Annotated in this window: 15 protein-coding genes; 12 read left to right on the forward strand and 3 right to left on the reverse strand. The window is 64.6% G+C overall.

All coding sequences use genetic code 11. From position 1 onward, the window contains the following. Nucleotides 1-66 precede the first annotated feature (66 nt). The 9 genes from IVB27_RS36295 (at nucleotide 67) to IVB27_RS36335 (ending at nucleotide 11,120) form a co-directional block, all read left to right on the forward strand. Nucleotides 67-873: an NAD-dependent protein deacetylase gene (locus IVB27_RS36295; protein WP_247447463.1), complete on the forward strand. Its 807-nt coding sequence runs from the start codon at nucleotides 67-69 to the stop codon at nucleotides 871-873. A gap of 140 nt (nucleotides 874-1,013) precedes the next feature. Next, nucleotides 1,014-3,098, forward strand: a complete 2,085-nt coding sequence (locus IVB27_RS36300; protein WP_247447464.1) for a hydantoinase/oxoprolinase family protein — start codon at nucleotides 1,014-1,016, stop codon at nucleotides 3,096-3,098. Between the two features lie 2 nt (nucleotides 3,099-3,100). After that, entirely contained in the window at nucleotides 3,101-4,759 is a 1,659-nt protein-coding gene (locus IVB27_RS36305) for a hydantoinase B/oxoprolinase family protein (protein WP_247447465.1), read from the forward strand. 39 nt (nucleotides 4,760-4,798) lie between these two features. Next, nucleotides 4,799-5,797, forward strand: coding sequence for a TRAP transporter substrate-binding protein (locus tag IVB27_RS36310; RefSeq protein ID WP_247447466.1), 999 nt, complete (start codon nucleotides 4,799-4,801; stop codon nucleotides 5,795-5,797). 9 nt (nucleotides 5,798-5,806) lie between these two features. Next, nucleotides 5,807-6,400, forward strand: a complete 594-nt coding sequence (locus IVB27_RS36315; RefSeq protein ID WP_247447467.1) for a TRAP transporter small permease subunit — start codon at nucleotides 5,807-5,809, stop codon at nucleotides 6,398-6,400. Between the two features lie 31 nt (nucleotides 6,401-6,431). Continuing rightward, nucleotides 6,432-7,736: a TRAP transporter large permease gene (locus tag IVB27_RS36320; protein WP_247447468.1), complete on the forward strand. Its 1,305-nt coding sequence runs from the start codon at nucleotides 6,432-6,434 to the stop codon at nucleotides 7,734-7,736. Between the two features lie 422 nt (nucleotides 7,737-8,158). Beyond that, nucleotides 8,159-9,877 carry a pyrroloquinoline quinone-dependent dehydrogenase gene (locus IVB27_RS36325; RefSeq protein WP_247447469.1) on the forward strand — a complete coding sequence of 573 codons (1,719 nt, stop codon included), beginning with the start codon at nucleotides 8,159-8,161 and terminating at the stop codon, nucleotides 9,875-9,877. A gap of 87 nt (nucleotides 9,878-9,964) precedes the next feature. Next, on the forward strand, nucleotides 9,965-10,315 hold the full coding sequence (locus tag IVB27_RS36330; RefSeq protein WP_247447470.1) for a c-type cytochrome: 351 nt from the start codon (nucleotides 9,965-9,967) through the stop codon (nucleotides 10,313-10,315). A 37-nt stretch (nucleotides 10,316-10,352) separates the two neighbouring features. Beyond that, nucleotides 10,353-11,120 (forward strand): substrate-binding periplasmic protein, encoded by a 768-nt coding sequence (locus tag IVB27_RS36335; protein ID WP_247447471.1) that lies wholly within the window; start codon nucleotides 10,353-10,355, stop codon nucleotides 11,118-11,120. Between the two features lie 110 nt (nucleotides 11,121-11,230). Here the strand turns inward: IVB27_RS36335 and IVB27_RS36340 are convergent, their stop codons facing one another. Then, the gene (locus IVB27_RS36340) at nucleotides 11,231-11,875 is read right to left on the reverse strand and encodes a glutathione binding-like protein (RefSeq protein ID WP_247342962.1); all 645 of its coding nucleotides are present in this window, start codon (nucleotides 11,873-11,875) and stop codon (nucleotides 11,231-11,233) included. Nucleotides 11,876-11,980: 105 nt separating this feature from the next. Here IVB27_RS36340 and IVB27_RS36345 point away from each other — a divergent pair, with 105 nt between their 5' ends. After that, a complete protein-coding gene (locus tag IVB27_RS36345; protein ID WP_247447472.1) occupies nucleotides 11,981-12,625 on the forward strand; it encodes a TetR/AcrR family transcriptional regulator in 645 nt (214 codons plus the stop codon). A 32-nt stretch (nucleotides 12,626-12,657) separates the two neighbouring features. Here IVB27_RS36345 and IVB27_RS36350 read toward each other — a convergent pair whose 3' ends face one another. Together IVB27_RS36350 and IVB27_RS36355 are read right to left on the reverse strand one after the other, a co-directional pair. Beyond that, nucleotides 12,658-14,625: a methyl-accepting chemotaxis protein gene (locus IVB27_RS36350; protein WP_247447473.1), complete on the reverse strand. Its 1,968-nt coding sequence runs from the start codon at nucleotides 14,623-14,625 to the stop codon at nucleotides 12,658-12,660. 117 nt (nucleotides 14,626-14,742) lie between these two features. Continuing rightward, nucleotides 14,743-15,708, reverse strand: coding sequence for a 2-hydroxyacid dehydrogenase (locus tag IVB27_RS36355; protein WP_247447474.1), 966 nt, complete (start codon nucleotides 15,706-15,708; stop codon nucleotides 14,743-14,745). Nucleotides 15,709-15,852: 144 nt separating this feature from the next. On the opposite strand from IVB27_RS36355, the gene IVB27_RS36360 reads away from it, so the two are divergent. After that, nucleotides 15,853-16,221, forward strand: coding sequence for a YciI family protein (locus IVB27_RS36360; RefSeq protein WP_211394665.1), 369 nt, complete (start codon nucleotides 15,853-15,855; stop codon nucleotides 16,219-16,221). Next, nucleotides 16,218-17,519, forward strand: a complete 1,302-nt coding sequence (locus IVB27_RS36365) for an RNA polymerase sigma factor (RefSeq protein WP_247447475.1) — start codon at nucleotides 16,218-16,220, stop codon at nucleotides 17,517-17,519. Before IVB27_RS36360 ends, IVB27_RS36365 begins: the two co-directional genes overlap by 4 nt. Nucleotides 17,520-17,671 lie beyond the last annotated feature (152 nt).

The raw sequence follows: 17,671 nt of genomic DNA on the forward strand, positions 1-17,671 counted from the left end.
CGCGATTCGACCTGTCCGATCGGCGGTGATCTGGCAAAAGCCGGCGGAGCGCCCTACATCTGCGCCATGGCAAACCCTCCGCTCCAGGATTTCGTCGGCCGGCACGAAAAACTGTTCGTGCTGACCGGCGCCGGGTGCAGCACGAACTCCGGCATTCCCGACTACCGCGACAGCCACGGCAACTGGAAGCGGACCCAGCCGGTGAACTTCCAGGCCTTCATGTCGGAAGAGCATACGCGCCGGCGCTATTGGGCGCGCAGCCTGATCGGTTGGCGCAGATTCGGCCAGGCGAGGCCGAACGCTGCGCATCACGCACTCGCCCGGCTCGAGGCCAGCGGGCGTTGCGGGATGCTGCTGACCCAGAACGTCGACCGGTTGCATCAATCCGCCGGCCACCGCCAGGTGATCGACCTGCACGGAAGGCTCGATCTGGTCCGCTGCATGGGCTGCGGCCAAACGGCGCCGCGGAGCGAATTTCAGGAGACGCTCGGCCGCGCCAATGCGGAATGGCTGACGCTCGATGCCGCCGATGCACCCGATGGCGACGCCGACCTGGAGCATGCGGATTTTTCGTCGTTCAAGGTCCCGGCCTGCGAGGCCTGCGGCGGCATTCTCAAGCCCGACGTCGTGTTCTTCGGCGAGAACGTCCCGCGCGACGTCGTCGCATCCGCGCAGGATCATCTGGCGCAGGCCGACGCCATGCTGATCGTCGGCTCCTCGCTGATGGTCTATTCCGGCTTCCGCTTCGTGCAGGCTGCCGCGCACCGGCAAATCCCGATCGCTGCGGTCAATCTCGGACGCACCCGCGCCGATGATCTCCTGACGCTGAAGGTCGAGGAGCGCTGCGAAGCGGCGCTTGCATTCCTGCTCTGATCGCGCGGGCTGCGAACACGCCTTGCCTATTGCATAGGTGCCAAGCAGAATAGCCGAACGCCGCATGTCCGCGTCATCGATGGCATGGAAATTGCTGCGCTTTTGTCCTCAGTCTTGACGATCAGCACGGAGAATTTGGAATGCTTGAGGGAGCCGAGGTGCGGCTTGCCGTTGATATCGGTGGCACGTTCACCGACATCGTGCTGGACGTGGGTCAGGATCGCAAGACGCGCAAGCTGCTGACGACGCCGCAGCGGCCCGAACAGGCGGTGCTCGATGGCATGCGGCTCATTCTCGCTGATGCGCGCGCGCATATCAGCGACATCGACGTCTTCATTCACGGCACGACGCTCGCGACCAACGCCATCATCGAGCGTCGCGGCGCCAAGACGGCGCTGATCGCGACCGACGGTTTTCGCGACGTGCTCGATATCGGCACCGAGAGCCGCTACGACCAGTATGACCTCTCCATTGACAAGCCGAAGCCGCTCGCGCCGCGATCCCTGCGCTTCACCGTGCCGGAGCGTATCGATGCCCATGGCGCCGTTCGCCTCCCGCTGGATGAAGCTGCGGTGCGCGCACTCGCGCCAAGATTGCGCGCGCTGAACGTCGAGAGCGTCGCGATCGCGTTCCTGCACTCCTACGCGAACCCCGAGCACGAGCGCCGCACGGCCGCGATCATCAGCGAGGAGATGCCCGGCATTTCCGTGACCGTATCGTCCGCGGTGTGCCCGGAGATCCGCGAGTATGAGCGCACATCGACGGCGGTGGCCAACGCCTATGTGCAACCGCTGATCGACGGCTATCTCGCCCGCATGTCCGACGCCTTGCAGGTCGAGCAGTACCGCGGCGCGATCTATCTTGTCACCTCCGGCGGCGGTGTCACCTCGATCGAGACGGCGCGGCGCTTTCCGGTGCGTCTCGTCGAATCCGGTCCTGCCGGCGGCGCCATTTTCGCGGCGCAGATCGCGGCGCGTCTCGGCGAGAGCAAGGTGCTGTCCTTCGACATGGGCGGCACCACGGCAAAGATCTGCCTGATCGAAAAATACCAACCCGAGACCTCGCGCGTGTTCGAGGTCGATCGCGCCGCGCGCTTCCTGAAAGGTTCGGGGCTGCCGGTGCGGATTCCCGTGATCGAGATGGTCGAGATCGGCGCCGGCGGCGGCTCGATCGCTCATGTCGATGCCATGAAGCGCGTCACGGTCGGCCCCGAGAGTGCCTCGTCGGAGCCGGGGCCGGCCTGCTACGGCCGCGGCGGCCTGCGCCCGGCCGTGACGGATGCCGACGTTGCACTCGGCATGATCGATGCCGACGACTTCGCGGGTGGAACGATCAAGCTCGATCCGGAGCTGTCGAAACAGGCGCTGCTGCGCGCCGTGGGCGAGCCGCTCGGCTTGTCGGCGGAAACCGCGGCCTATGCCGTGCACGAGGTCGTGTGCGAGAACATGGCGAGTGCGGCGCGCGTGCATGCGGTCGAGCGCGGCGAGATTGTCGGTCAGCATACGCTGATCGCCTTCGGTGGCGCGGCACCGCTGCATGCGGCGCGCGTCGCCGAGAAGATCGGCGTCTCCCGCGTGATCGTCCCTTCCAATGCCGGTGTCGGTTCGGCCGTTGGCTTCCTTGCGGCTCCGATCGCCTATGAGCTGGTGCGTAGCCGTCATGTCCGGCTCGATGATTTCGACACCGATGGTGTTTCCGACCTGCTCCAGGAGATGGTGATCGAAGCGCGTGCGCTCGTCGAGACGGGTGCAGCAGGCGCGCCGGTGCGCGAGCGCCGCGCCGCCTTCATGCGCTATGTCGGCCAGGGCCATGAGATCTCGATCGAGCTGCCGAACCGGCGGTTGGCGACGACCGATCTGGCCGGCCTGCGCCAGAAGTTCGAGGCGGATTATGCGTCGATGTTCGAGCGGCCGATCCCGGGCGCTGCGATCGAGGTCTTGAGCTGGTCGGTGCTTGCAACCACCGAGGCGCGCAATCCGCCGCGCGTCGCCGATGTGGCGCGCATGCCCGCCGGCAAGGCGTCGGGCAGCCGCAAATTCTTCGACGGCCGGGCCGGGGGGCTGATCGAGATTCCGCTCTATCGCCGCGAGGACATGGCGCCCGGCGCGACCATTGCAGGTCCCGCTGTGATCGCGGAGGACGAAACGTCCACCTTCGTCTCCACCAGTTTCGATGCCCATATCGACGGTGCCGGCAGCATCGTCATGGAACGGAAGGCAGCCTGATCATGAGCAAGGCAAGCGGCGCGAGCCTGATCGACCTTCAGATCATGTGGCACCGGCTGATCGCCGTGGTCGAGGAGCAGGCGCAGGTGCTGCTCCGCACCGCCTTCAGCCCGATCGTGCGCGAATGCGGCGACCTCTCGGCCGGCGTGTTCGATCTCAAGGGGCGGATGCTGGCGCAGGCGGTGACCGGCACGCCCGGCCACGTCAATTCGATGGCGGAATCGGTCAAGCACTTCATCGCCCAATTCCCGATCGAGACGATGAAGGAGGGTGATGCCTACATCACCAACGATCCCTGGATGGGCACCGGCCATCTCAACGATTTTGTCGTCACCACGCCCTGCTTCAAGGACGGCAAGCCGGTGGCGCTATTTTCCTGCACCAGCCATCTCATGGACATCGGCGGCATCGGCTTCGGCCCTGATGCCACCGACGTGTTCATGGAGGGGCTCTACATCCCCATGCTGAAGCTGATCGACCAGGGCGTCGTCAACGAGACGCTGATGGCGATGATCCGCACCAACACGCGGTTGCCGATCGACACCGAAGGCGACACCTATTCGCTCGCCGGCTGCAACGACGTCGGCTGCGAGCGCTTGGTCGAGATGATGACCGAGTTCGACATCGACACGCTCGATACGCTCGGCGACTACATTTGCGACCGCTCGCGCGAGGCCGTGCTGGCCGAGATCGCGAAGCTGCCGAAGGGCACCTGGCGCAACACCATGGTGGTCGACGGCTATGACGCGCCGGTCACGCTGGCGGCGACGCTGACGATCTCGGACGAAGGCATCCACGTCGATTTCGACGGCACCTCCGCCGCGTCCAGGTTCGGCATCAACGTGCCTCTGTCCTACACCATCGCCTACACCGTGTTCGGTCTCGGCTGCGTCGTCGCCTCGCAGATCCCGAACAATGCCGGCTCGCTCTCGCCGCTGACGGTGTCGGCTCCCCCAGGCGCGATCCTCAATGCGCCGAAGCCGGCGCCGGTCGCCTCGCGCCACATCATCGGCCAGATGCTGCCCGACGTCGTGTTCGGCTGCCTGCGCCAGATCATTCCCGAACGCGTGCCTGCGGAAGGCACCTCGTGCCTGTGGAATCTCAACGTGCGCGGCCAGACCCGCTCGGGCGCCGGCGGCAATTACGGGTTCTCGATGGCCGTGACCTCCAATGGCGGCACCGGCGCGCGCTTCGCGAAGGACGGGCTGTCGGCGACCGCCTATCCCAGCGGCGTGCGCGGCACGCCGGTCGAGATCGCCGAGACACAGACGCCGCTGATCTTCTGGCGCAAGGAGCTGCGCCCGGATTCCGGCGGCGCAGGGCGCACCCGCGGCGGGCTCGGCCAGATCATCGAGGTCGGCAGCGGCGTCGATGCACCGTTCGACATCCTGGCGGCGTTCGACCGCATCGATCATCCGCCGCGCGGACGCGATGGCGGCAAGAACGGCGAGGCCGGCTATGTCGGCCTGAAGTCCGGCAAGAAGCTGCGTGGAAAAGGCTTTCAGCAGGTGCCGCCGGACGACCGGCTGGTGGTGCTGACGCCGGGCGGCGCCGGCATCGGCGATCCCCGGGAGCGCACGCCGACAGCCGTCAACGACGACATCGAAAGCGGCCTCGTGTCTGCCGACAACGCGGTTGCAGTTTATGGGCATACGCGATGACGCCTCGGGCGTCGTGCGCGTAGCGAACGGAGGGGCTCAATGATCACGCGACGGAATTTTACTGCGGGCGCGGCGACGCTGGTCGCAGCCGGCCACATCTCGACCCGCGCGCGGGCGGCGACGGTGAGCTGGGACATGTCGACGGTATGGCCCGACGGCAATTTCCACACCCAGAACGCGTTTGCTTTCGCGGAGGAAGTGAAGAAGCAGACCGGCGGTTCGGTCGCGATCACCGTGAAGGCCGGTGGCCAGCTCGGCTTCAAGGGCCCCGAGCATCTGCGCGCCGTGCGTGACGGTCTGGTGCCGCTCGCCGACGTCCTCAACATCCAGCAAGTCGGCGATGAGCCGTTCATGGGCGTCGAGAGCATTCCCTTCCTCTGCGGCTCCATGGACGAATTGAAGGTGCTGCACAAATATGTGCGGCCCGAATACGAGAAGGTCGCCGCGCGCAACAACCAGAAGATCCTCTACATCGTGCCGTGGCCGACGCAGTATCTGCACCTCAAGGTCAAGGTCGCCGATGTCGACGGGTTGAAGAACATCAAGATCCGCGTGCCCGACAAGAACGCCGTCGATATGCTGGCTGTTGTCGGTATGGCGCCGGTGATGATCCCCTGGGGCGAGACGATCCCCGCGCTGGCCTCCGGCGCGGTCTCGGGCGTCTCCACTTCGGCCGTATCGGGCGTCGACGGAAAATTCTGGGAATTCTTGAAGTACATCTATCCGACCAACCACGTCTGGTCGTCGCAGATGCTCACCGTCAATCTCGATTCCTGGAAGGCGCTATCGAGCGATCAGCAACAACAGGTCACCGCAATTGCCGAGAAGATGGAGCCGGGCTTCTGGGCGAACTCGCTCAAGGCGGACGTTGACAGCCTCAACCGGCTCAAGGAAGGCGGCATGGAGGTGGTGCCGGTCTCGGGGGCCATGATCACGGACATTCGCGCCAAGACCGCGCCGCAGCTCGACGCTTTCCTCAAGCGCGTGCCGGCGGCCGACAAGCCGGTGCGGGCCTATCTCGCTGAAATGAAGCGCTGAGGCCAGGTCATGGTCAGCGTTTCGCCCGCGGCCCCGCATAGTCTCAACGCAGCGGCGCCGGCGCCGCTGCGTATCCTGCTCGACGGTATTGACCGTCTCGGTCGGCTCGACGGCTGGATCGGTGGCGGCTGCCTCTTGATGCTGACGCTGCTGATGCTGTGCGAGGTCGCAACGCGCTTCCTCTCGAATTTCCTGCCGTTCTTTCCGCCCACGATCTCGATCGCGTGGGAGTATTCCTCCTATCTGATGGCGGCGTCCTTCACCTTCGGCGCCGCCATGACCCTGCGCGTCGGCGGCCATATCCGTGTCGTGCTGCTCCTGAAGAACGTCCCGGCCCTCTTTCAGCGCGCGATCGAAATCTTGTCGGCCGCCGCCGGCTTCGGCTTCATGGCTTTCCTGACATCGTCGATGGCGAAGTTCGCCTTCGGCGCCTATGTGCGCGGCCAGGTTTCGACCTCGAGCGACACCCCGCTGTGGTTTCCGCAGGCCGTCGTCACCTTCGGCATGCTGCTGCTAACGCTCCAGTTCCTGGCGCGCGCGATCCAGGCCGTGCTCGGCCTGCCGCTGGAGGATCACCGCATGAAGGCCTCGCCCGTCGAATGATCGCCTTGCTCGCACTCGGATTCAAGTTCGCATGACCATCGAAGTTGTCAGCCTGTTCGTGATCCTGTTCGCGCTTCTGGCATGCGGCGTCTGGATCGGCCTGACGCTTGCGCTCACCGCGACGCTGCTGCTTGCGATGTTCCGCTCGATCCCGCTCGACAAGCTGCTGCCGCAATACGCCTGGAACATTTTGACGACGCAGGAGCTGCTGGCGCTGCCGCTGTTCATTCTGATGGGTGAGCTGCTGTTTCGCACCCGCTTGTCACGTTCGCTGTTCCAGGGGCTCGCGCCCTGGGCGGGGCTTCTGCCGGGCCGCCTGCTGCATGTGAACGTGATCGGCTGCACCATCTTCGCGGCGATCTCCGGCTCGTCGGCGGCGACGACGCAGGTGATCGGTCGCATGTCGCTCAACGAGCTGCTGCGCCGTGGCTATTCCCGCGACATCGCGATCGGCTCGCTCGCCGGCGCCGGCACGCTCGGCTTTTTGATCCCGCCGTCCAACATCATGATCATCTACGGCGTGCTTGGCGACGTTTCGATCCTGAAACTGTTCACTGCGGGCGTGCTGCCCGGCCTGTTGCTGGCCGCTACCTTCATGGGGTGGGTCATGCTGCACACGACCCTCAACCCCGGCATGGTACCGGAAACGGAAGCCAAACTCTCGCAGGTGCCGTGGGGCGAGCGTTTTGCGGCGCTGAAGGATCTCGCGCCGGCGCTGTTCCTGATCGCCTGCGTGCTCGGCTCGATGTACGGCGGACTCGCGACGCCGTCGGAGGCCGCCGCGGTCGGCGTGCTTGGCGCCGCGCTGGTCGCCTGGGCGCAGGGCTCGATGTCGCAGCAGGTGATCCGCGACGTGCTGATCGGCTCGGTCGTGACCTGCTCGATGATCGCGCTGATCGTGCTCGGCGCCTCGATCCTCGGCAATGCGGCCGCCTTCCTCGGCATCCCGCAGGCGGTCGCCGCCTTCGTGAAGGGCCTTGGCCTGTCGCCCTTCATGCTGATCGTCGTGCTGATTATCTTCTACCTGATCCTCGGCTGCTTTCTCGACGGCTTCTCAATGATCGTGATGACGCTGCCGATCGTGCTGCCGATCGTGAAGGGCGCGGGCTTCGACGAGATCTGGTTCGGTGTCTTCCTCGTGCTCGCCGTCGAGATGGCGCAGATCACCCCGCCGGTGGGCTTCAACCTCTTCGTCATCCAGGGCCTGACTGAGGACGGCCTCGGCTACATAGCGCGCGTCACGATGCCCTATCTCCTCATCATGGTGGGCTTCGTGCTGCTGCTGACGCTCTGGCCCGGCATCGTCACGATCCTGCCGAGGGTGCTGTACGGATAAGTCCATCCTCGGGCCCTGGCGCCGGCGCGCAGCGGTCTGCGTCATCCCGGTCGTGCTTGTCCGCGACGACACCCTCCGGCGACAGCTTCGCGCTGTCCGGATAACCGCTTCAGTCTGAGAGTTGGGGGACGAAACGGTCAGCGCAGCTGACGCTTCAAGCGCGCGCTGCGCGTCAAATTCGCGCCGCGCGCGCATTCCATCTTTGCGCTCCCTATCATCCGGCGTACTCTATGAGAGCGAGCAGGAGTGCAACAGCAACCAGTCCAGTGAACGTAGCTCTTTTGGCGATGTCCGCCGAGAGAGCAAGAGCTGTTGGCAACTCATATGCGATGGAGAGAACCGACACATAGCGAGCTGCAAACATCCCTCGCGGCGCCGTCTGTAAGACGCAAGTTCAACAAACACAAAAGCGGGAGGAACGGATGAAGAAGCGTTGGTGTAAGTCTGCTCTACCTCTTGTTGCCGGCGCGACGCTGATCGTGTCGTCGGCGTTGGCCCAAAGCGTGGATACTGGGCGGATCGAGAGCGCCGGTCAGAACGATTGGCTGACCTATCACGGTTCGTACAAATCCTATCACTACAGCCCTCTGGCGCAGATCAATGCAAGCAACGTCGGCAATTTGAGCGTTGCCTGGCTCCATATTCCCGGACGCTCGACCCGTGGCCTGCAATCAATGCCGCTCGTGGCTGATGGCATACTCTACTACACAGGTTCTTACAGCCGGGTTTTCGCGCTTAACGGCGCGACGGGCGAGGTGATCTGGTCGCATTTTCCGGAACTGGACGAGACGCTGATCGCCCGCCAGACCCATTCTCCCTACAATCGCGGCGTCGCGCTCGGCGAGGGAAAGGTCTTCGTCGGTACCATGGATGGCAGGGCGCTTGGCCTGGATATGAAATCGGGGAAGGTCGTCTGGGAAACCCGGCTGATCGACTCGCAGAAGCTCACAGTCGGTTTCACCGGTGCTCCGCTGTACGCGAAGGGTACGGTGATCATCGGAGCGCAAGGCGGTGAATGGCCGGGCCGCGGCCCGATCTTCGCCCTGGATGCCACCACCGGGAAGAAGAAGTGGGAGTTCCTGACAGTCGCCGGTACCGACGAGGCCATGAAGACGTGGGGCAACGAGTCCTGGCGAACGGGCGGGGGCGGCGGCTGGATGCCGGGCACTTACGACTCCGAGACCAACACCATCCTGTGGGGCACCGCAAACCCGGCGCCGCTCTACGATTGGTCGGGCGCCGATTACAAGACGCAAGGTGCGCGGCCCGGCGACAATCTCCATACGAGTTCAGTGATCGGTCTCGACATCGATACCGGTAAGCTGAAATTTTATCATCAGGAATTGCCGCACGACGCTTGGGACTTCGACAGCGCTGTCGGCGAGTTTGTGATGCTCGAACGCGACGGCCAGAAGTTCGTAGTGCATCCGAACAAAGGCGGTTTCGTCTTCGTCTACGACCGCAATCTCGCCGTGAAGAATGTCTGGCGGCTCGTTGAGAACATCAATTTCGTCAAGGATATCGATCCGAAGACGGGTGCTCTGATCGGCCGTCGCGACTTCTCCGCGGGGAAAGTCACCGAACCGCCGCTGTGCCCGTTCATTGGTGGTGGCATCAGCTGGAACGCCGGCTCATACAACCCCAAGACGGGGCTCTACTACAAGATCGGCCAGGAATGGTGCATGACGCTCGACGTCCAGAAGACGACGCCGGTCACGGCGCCACAGGTCCAGCTCAACATCGGCGCCGATTTCAAGATGGCACCTCCTCCGGGCGGCGAGATTTATGGACATCTCGACGCGCGCGATCCCATCACCGGGGCCAAGAAGTGGGAGGTTCGTTATCCCGAGCCGCCGCTTGGGAGCGTGCTGTCGACCGCGGGCAATCTCGTGTTCGTGCCCGACTCCCGCGGCATCATTCATGCCTACGATGCTGACACCGGGACCGAGCTGTGGAATCACAACAACGGCACCGGCCATCAGGGCGGCATCGTCAGCTATTCCGTCAACGGCAAGCAATACATTGCCGTGGCCGCAGGCTTTGGCGGCATGCTGGCAGACGAGTACGCGCCAAACTTCGGCGGCGTCTACAAGAGCATGCCGCGTGACGACGGGGCGCTCGTCGTCTTCAGCCTGAAATAGGTCATCGCAATTGCCGGGGAGCAGGCGCAAGCTTGCTTCCCGTGCATTGAAGTTGCGGGCGCGCTTCAGGACATGGAGCTGGTTACCTTGAAATTGCATTTGAAGAAGATCACCGCGCTGCTATCGGCGGTGCTGGGCGCCTCGTCGCTCTGTGCCGCACCGGTTCACGCGCAGTCTGCCACCCCTGCACCGGACAACGGGACGTTCGACGTCGAGCAGTTGTTCGCGGGGACTTGTGGCTTTTGTCACTCCGACGGCGGCCGGGCCGCCGGCAAGGGACCGCAGTTGATGAATTCGCCACGCGATGACGATTTTCTGCACAGTCGCATCAAGAGCGGCAAGTCTGGCGCGATGCCGGCATTCGGCGGGGCTTTCACCGATGCGCAGATCGACCAGATCGTCAAATATATCCGCGCCCTGAAGCCGCGCGAGGGTTGAATCGCCGAGGCCCGATCCATCGATACGAGAACGCGGAATGAAGTCAATTCTCCCGCTTATGGTCGGCGCCATCATCGGACTGTTGGGTCCGGCGCAGGCGCGAACCCTGGACGCGATCCGCTCGTCCGGCGCGCTCGGGTTATGCGCCCATCCCAACTCGCTTCCCTTCGCGAGCAAGGCCGTCGATCCTCCCGGCTTTCAGGTTGAATTGGGCCAGGCGCTGGCACGCGAACTCGGCGTCTCGCTCCGGCTCGACTGGATCATCACCCAGTACCAGCTGCGGAGCGCCGGCTGCGACATTCTTCTGGATGTGATCGCCGACCACGCGGCGCAAGGCGAAACCCGCCTGAGGATATCAAAACCGTATTATCGCACGGGAGTCGCACTCGCCGTGCCGTCATCCAGCACGCTCGCTTCGTTCCAGGGCCTCAACGAGCATACCAAGGTGGGGGTGCAGGTCGGATCCGTCGCAGCCATGATCATCGGTCAACGGCACGTGCCTACGTCGACCTTCGGCTTCGAGAGCGACAGCCTCGACGCCCTGTTGAACCATGAGATCGATGCCGCTGCGGTTACACCAACAGCGGCGAGCTATTTCAATCTGACGCATCCAGGCAAGGCACTCCGCATTCTGGATCGCGACGAGAGCGTGGCCGATCTCAACTGGAACGTTGCCGTCGGTATGGTCCGTCCGGATGATGCGTTGCGCGAAGCCATCGATGGAGCGCTTGAACGGTTGCGAAACGACGGAACGATCGATCGGATATACGGCCGCTACGGGGTCGTACTGCAAGCGCCGAGATAGCTACCGGTGCCAGGTCGGGAGCAGACGCGATATATTCGCAAGCATCGCGGCGGGTGCCGCCCCGGCCAAGGTAGCCGGGGCGATCTCTCACTGGTTCATTCCGAGTGCTACTACGCCGCCGCCTTCTTCCGCGCCTGCTCGGCCTTGTACAGCTCGAACTCCTCCGCGATCGCGCGTGCGACCGACGGCCGCTGGCGCAGGCGCTCGTAATAGGCCTTAACGTTCGGCCATTTGGCGAGCTCGATCGGCGGCGTCGCCATGGTCCAGTTGATGACCGTGACCAGATAGGCGTCGGCGACGCTGAAATGGTCGAGCAGGAAGTCGCGCCCCTTCAGGTAATTGTCGAGATAGTCCAGCCGCGATAGGTTCTTCTCCAGCGCATAGGCTTTCATCTCCTGCGGCGCCTTGCGGTCGAGCACCGGGATGAACAGGCCCTTGTGCAGTTCGGTGCCGATGAAGCAGAGCCATTGATGCAGCCGCGTGCGATCGATGCCCGCTGCGGCGCCGAGGCCCGATTGCGGGAAGCGGTCGGCGATATATTGCAGGATCGCCGCGTTCTCGGTCAGCACCACACCCTCGTCGGTACGCAGCGTCGGCACCAGGCCGATCGGGTTCACGGTACGGAAGTCAGTGCCGTCGCTCAGCACTTTCTTGGTCGGCGGATCGACTTCGAGATAATTCGCCTCGGCGCCGGCTTCATACAGCGCGACGCGGCTCGCCATCGAACAGGCGAGCGGCGAGAAATAAAGATCCATCTTGAGCCTCCTTGGGCAATTCCCTGTGGTGTTTGCTCAACCTGGCCAGATTGATTTTTGTACCATCTTGCATATTATGTTCGCGGTCAAGGATTAATTTGCGAAATGGTACAAAAAGCGAAACCGCCAGCTGCCGCCAGTGAACCCAAACGCCGGGGTCGTCCGCGCGCCTATGAACCCGACGCCGCGCTTGGCAAAGCGCTCGACCTGTTCCGCACGCAGGGTTTCGCCGCCACCTCGCTCGACGATCTCAGCGAAGCCACCGGCATGAATCGCCCGAGCCTCTACGGTGCCTTCGGCGACAAGCGCGAGCTCTACATCAAGAGCTACCAGCGTTACCGCGAGGAGGCGCGCGCATCGATGGTGGAGATCTTTCGCCAGGAGATGCCCGTGCGCCTGCGGCTGGAGCGCATCTTCGCCTCCGCGCTGAACATCTATCTTTCCGGCGAAACCGGCCCGCGTGGCTGCTTCACCGTGGTCACGGCGGCCTCCGAAGCGGTCGGCGACCCTGATATCCGCGCCATGGTGCTCGACGGGCTTAACGAGCTCGACAAGGCATTTGCGAGTTGCTTTCGCCGCGCCAAGGAGAAGGGCGAACTGCCCGAGAGCGCCAATCCCGTCGTGCTGGCACAGATCGCATCCGCAACCGTACACTCAATCGCGATCCGCTCCCGCGCGCGGGTATCGCGGAAAGAGCTGGAGGCGATCGTGAACGGGGCGATCGACGTGATGATCGGAGCTAAAAGTTAAGCCGCCGCCGGGACGACAGTGAGATATTGCGTCTACGCCGCGCGAATATGCGCGAGAAAACGATCCACTTCGTCCCGCAGCCGCTGCGATTGTTTTGACAGCTCGATCGCCGAGCCCAGCACTTCCTCCGCCGCAGTTCCCGTCGCGGCGATGCCGGCGGTGACGCCTGCGATGTTTTGCGACACCTCGCCGGTGCGGGCCGCTGCCTGCTGGACGTTCTGCGCGATCTCCTGCGTCGCCGTGCCCTGCTGGCCGACGGCCGCGGCAATCGCCGCGGAGATCTCGTCGACCTCCTGGATCGTCGCGCAGATCGACTGGATGCCGTCCACTGCGCCGGTGGTCTCTCCTTGTACCGCCGTCACCTGCGCGCCGATCTCCTCGGTCGCCTTGGCGGTCTGGGTTGCCAGCGCCTTCACCTCGGAGGCGACCACCGCAAAGCCGCGGCCGGCTTCGCCCGCGCGCGCCGCCTCGATCGTGGCGTTCAGCGCCAGCAGATTGGTCTGTCCTGCAATGCCGTTAATGAAGGAGACGACGTCACCGATTTTTTGCGCGGCGTCTGCCAGGCTCTGCACGCGCTCGTTCGACCGCCTTCCGTCGCTCGCGGCCTTGCCGACGACTTCGGTTGCGTGCGCAAGGCGTCGGCTGATCTCGGTCATCGACGACGACAGCTCTTCCGCGGCGGCAGCAACTGTCTGCACATTTTCCGAGGCGAGCGCCGAGGCCGACGACACCGTGCCGGTCTGCTGCCGCGATTGCTCGACGACGGCCGACATCGAGCGCGCCGTGTGCTCCATCTCGACCGCGGACGAGGAGACCGTGGTGACGACGTCGCGAATGCTGGCTTCGAAATTGTCGGCGAGCGCGGCGAAGGTGCGCCGTTTCTCCGCTTCGGATTGCGCCTTGGCCTCGAGCTGGTCCGTCTGGAGCTGGTTGAAGCTCATCGCGTTGTCGCGGAACACTGCGACCGCCTTCACCATCGCGCCGACCTCGTCATTCGCTTTGCTGACGGGGATGGCGACGTCCAGGTGTCCGGCTGCCAGCTCGCGCATCACGCTCGTGATGGAGATGATCGGACGCGAGATGCTGCGGGCGATGAGATAGCCGACGATCGCGGCGAGCACGAGCCCGAGCGCGGCGATGCCGAATGCCAGCAGCCAGGCACGGTCGGCGGAGGCCACATAGTCGGCATTGTCCATCACCAGCTCGACCGCGCCGAGCGGCTTGCCGGAAAAATCCCTGATCGGTCCGAGCAGCGCCGCTACCGGCATAGTGTCGAGCTTCGCCTGCCGTACCGTGAAGTCGCCGCCCGCAGCGCGGCCGTAATCCGCCGCGTCGAAGAAGCTCTTGCCCTTCAGCGTGCCGCCGAACAACTTGAAGCCGCCGCCGTCGGCGAGATGGAAGGCGATGTCGACATGGCGGTTGCTCTTGAAGTCGTCCAGAAAGGACTGGCCGAAGGTCAGGCCAAACTCCACTGAACCGAGATGCTTGCTGCCTTGCGCGATCGGCACGACGCCGCGGATGCCGAGCCCGGCCACGCCGCCCTCGAGGCCGACCACGACCTTGTGCTCCTGGTTGGCGATGATCACGGTTTTGCGGAAGCCCGAGAGGTCGTCGCCGAATTTAGCAGGCTGGTGCACCCGCAGGAACGAGGTCGCGGGCGCCACGTGGAACTGGAACTGCTCGACGCCGTACTCCGACTTGGTCGCGGCAAACACCGGCCCGAACAGGCCGGTTAAAGCGTTGCGATCCTGTCTGGCCATGGCGTCCTGCGTCGCTGGCATCGCGGCCACGACGGCGCTCATGGCGGCGGCGCGCTGGGATTCCTCGGCAATTCGCGACTGGAGCGCGTCGTAGTGACTGCGAAGCTCGCGCTGGTCGGCCCGGTCGATGATGCCGGAAATGATCCATATCGCCCCGAGCACGGCGAACAGGGCGGTAGCCGCCGCGGTCACCGCCAGCGCAACCGTGATCCGCATCCTGAGGCCGAGGCTCGCCCGCATGTCCGACTCGTTCGTTGAGCGTTGATTAACAACGCCTATCAACTTCCCGCTAAGAGAGGGTGAACGAGATATCGGCGGACGATCAGGGATATTACGGCGCGGGTGGCACGTGAGGTCTCAATACCCCCGCGCCCGGTCCACCACGTTCTCCAGCACACCACCCGCCTCGAACCGCGCGATCTGCTCGGCAACATAGGCCGAGATCGCGTCTGCGTCGGTGTCGGCGGCGTTGTGCGGCGTCAGCAGCACCTTGGGATGGGTCCAGAACCTGCTGTCCTTTGGCTGCGGCTCTTGCACAAAGACGTCGAGCGAGGCGGCGCCCAGTGTGCCGTCGTCGAGGCAGGCCAGGATATCGGCCTCGTTCTGCAGGCCGCCGCGGCCGGCATTGATCAGTACGGGCGCGCCGAGCGGGCTTTTGCGGTTGAGCTTGGTGAAGACGTCGCGGTTCAGGATGCCGTTTGTTTCAGGCGTTAGCGGCAACAGGCTGACGAGGATATCGGTCGTACGCAGGAACGGTTCGATCTGCTCGGCGCCATGGAAGCATTCAACGCCCTCGATCCTGCGCGGACTGCGGCTCCAGCCGGCGACGCGGAAGCCAAGCCGCCGCAGCACATCGGCTGCGTCAGCGCCGAGCGTGCCCAGTCCCATGACACCGACTGTGACGGCGCTGGCCGGCCATTGATATGTCGGCTCCCAGCGCTTTTCGCGCTGCGACTCGCGCAGATAAAGCTCCTGGCGGTGGTGCATCAGCACGTGCTGCACGACGTATTCGGTCATGCGGCCGGTCAGATCAGGCACGGCCACGCGCACCAACGGCACGTTCGGCAGGCTCTTGTCCCCCATCAGTGCATCGACGCCGGCGCCGAGATTGAAGATCGCCCGCAGATTGGGGAATGAGCCGAGATCGCCCGGCACCGGCTTCCACACCGCGGCATAGTGCACCTCGGCCGGATCGAGCCCGGCATCGGGCAGCAGCACCACGCGGCGCCCGCCGCAGACCGCGTCGAACCGGGCCTTCCAGCGCTCCGGCAGCCAGTTCTGCTGCGTGCTGTTGATCAGGACGGCCAGTATGCCCACGGTCATTCGAATTGCCTCACAAGGTTCCGCTTTTGGTGCCTCTCCTTGGCACGATCTGCCGGATTTTTCTTGCAGTTTTTTTCCGCAGCCATGTCGGAGCGGGGCATAGTGGATCGTCTTCAAAACAAGCGTTCAGAGAAGGTGCTGCCCATGCTTTATGCGATCCTTTGCTATCACGACGAGGACTTCGTCGGCTCCTGGAGCAAGGACCAGGACGAGGCCGTGATGAAGAAGCTCGCCGTGGTGCAGGAAGATCTCGCGAAGCAGGGCAGGCTCGGCCCCGTGGCGCGGCTGCTGCCGACCACTGCGGCAGCGACATTGCGCAAGGAAGATCCGCCGTTGGTGCTCGACGGCCCCTATGCGGAGACCAAGGAGCAGTTGCTCGGCTTCTACATCGTCGATTGCAAGAACCTCGACGAGGCTCTCGACGTTGCGCGCGACCTCGGATCGGCCAATCCCGGCGGCGCCTATGAGGTGCGTCCGGTCGGCGTGTTCAGGCCCGGAGGGAATCTGACGTGAGCGAGGCCGATACCGCCTGGATCGAGACCGCGCTGACCTCGGCGCGCCCCCAGGCGGTCGGCGCGCTGCTGCGCTATTTCCGCGATCTCGACACCGCCGAGGAGGCCTTCCAGAACGCCTGCCTGCGCGCGCTCAAGACCTGGCCGCAGAACGGACCGCCGCGCGATCCCTCGGCCTGGCTGATCATGGTTGGCCGCAACGTTGCCATCGACGAGGTGCGCCGCACCCGGAAGCAGCAGCCGCTGCCGGAGGACGACCAGGCGATCTCCGATCTCGACGACGCCGAGGGCGCGCTCGCCGAGCGGCTCGACGGCTCGCACTATCGCGACGACATTTTGCGGCTGATGTTCATCTGCTGCCATCCAGGGCTGCCGGCGACGCAGCAGATCGCGCTGGCGCTCCGTATCGTCTCCGGTCTCACGGTGAAGCAGATCGCACGCGCCTTCCTGGTGTCGGACGCGGCGATGGAGCAGCGCATCACGCGCGCCAAGGCGAAGGTCGCCGAGGCTGGGACGCCGTTCGAAACGCCGGGCGCGGTCGAGCGCTCCGAGCGGCTCGCCGGTGTCGCCGCGATGATCTATTTGATCTTCAACGAGGGCTATTCGGCGAGCGGCGACACCGCCGAAATCAGAAAGCCGCTGTGCGAGGAGGCGATCCGGCTGGCGCGGCTGCTGCTGCGGCTGTTCCAGAGCGAGCCGGAGATCATGGGGCTCACGGCACTTATCCTGTTGCAGCATGCGCGCAGTGCTTCGCGCTTTGCCGCGGACGGCTCGCTGATCCTGCTGGACGACCAGGACCGTTCGCTGTGGAACCGCACCTTGATCGCGGAAGGCCTCGCGCTGATCGACAAGGCGATGCGCCATCGTCGCAGCGGGCCCTACCAGATCCAGGCCGCGATCGCCGCGCTGCATGCCCGCGCATCGGCGCCGGAGGAGACTGACTGGGCCCAGATCGACCTGCTCTATGGTGCGCTGGAGGTGGTGCAACCGTCCCCGGTGGTGACACTCAATCGCGCGGTCGCGGTTTCCAAGGTGCGCGGACCGCAAGCCGCGCTCGACCTGATCGAGCCGCTGGCGCCAAAGCTCGCCAATTATTTCCATTTCTTCGGCGTGCGCGGCGCCTTCCTGATGCAGCTCGGCCGCAATGACGAAGCCCGCATCGCCTTCGACCGCGCCATCGCCCTCGCCAACACGTCCGCAGAAGCCGCCCACATCCGCATGCATCTCGATCGCCTGATCCGGGACAGCCAGCCGAAGGGCGCCAATGGCGGCGCCAGGCAGGGTGCGAAGGTCAAGTAGGGAGCACCCCCATCTCTCGCCGTCATGCCGGGCTTGTCCCGGGCATCCACGTCCTTCTGATCGGCGCCGAGAACGTGGATGGCCGGGACATAGGCAAGCGGAAGCGACGCCGTCCTTTGGACTGCTATGCCCGGCCATGACGGTCGTCCAAA

The sequence above is a fragment of the Bradyrhizobium sp. 197 genome, assembly GCF_023073375.1.
Lineage (GTDB): Bacteria > Pseudomonadota > Alphaproteobacteria > Rhizobiales > Xanthobacteraceae > Bradyrhizobium.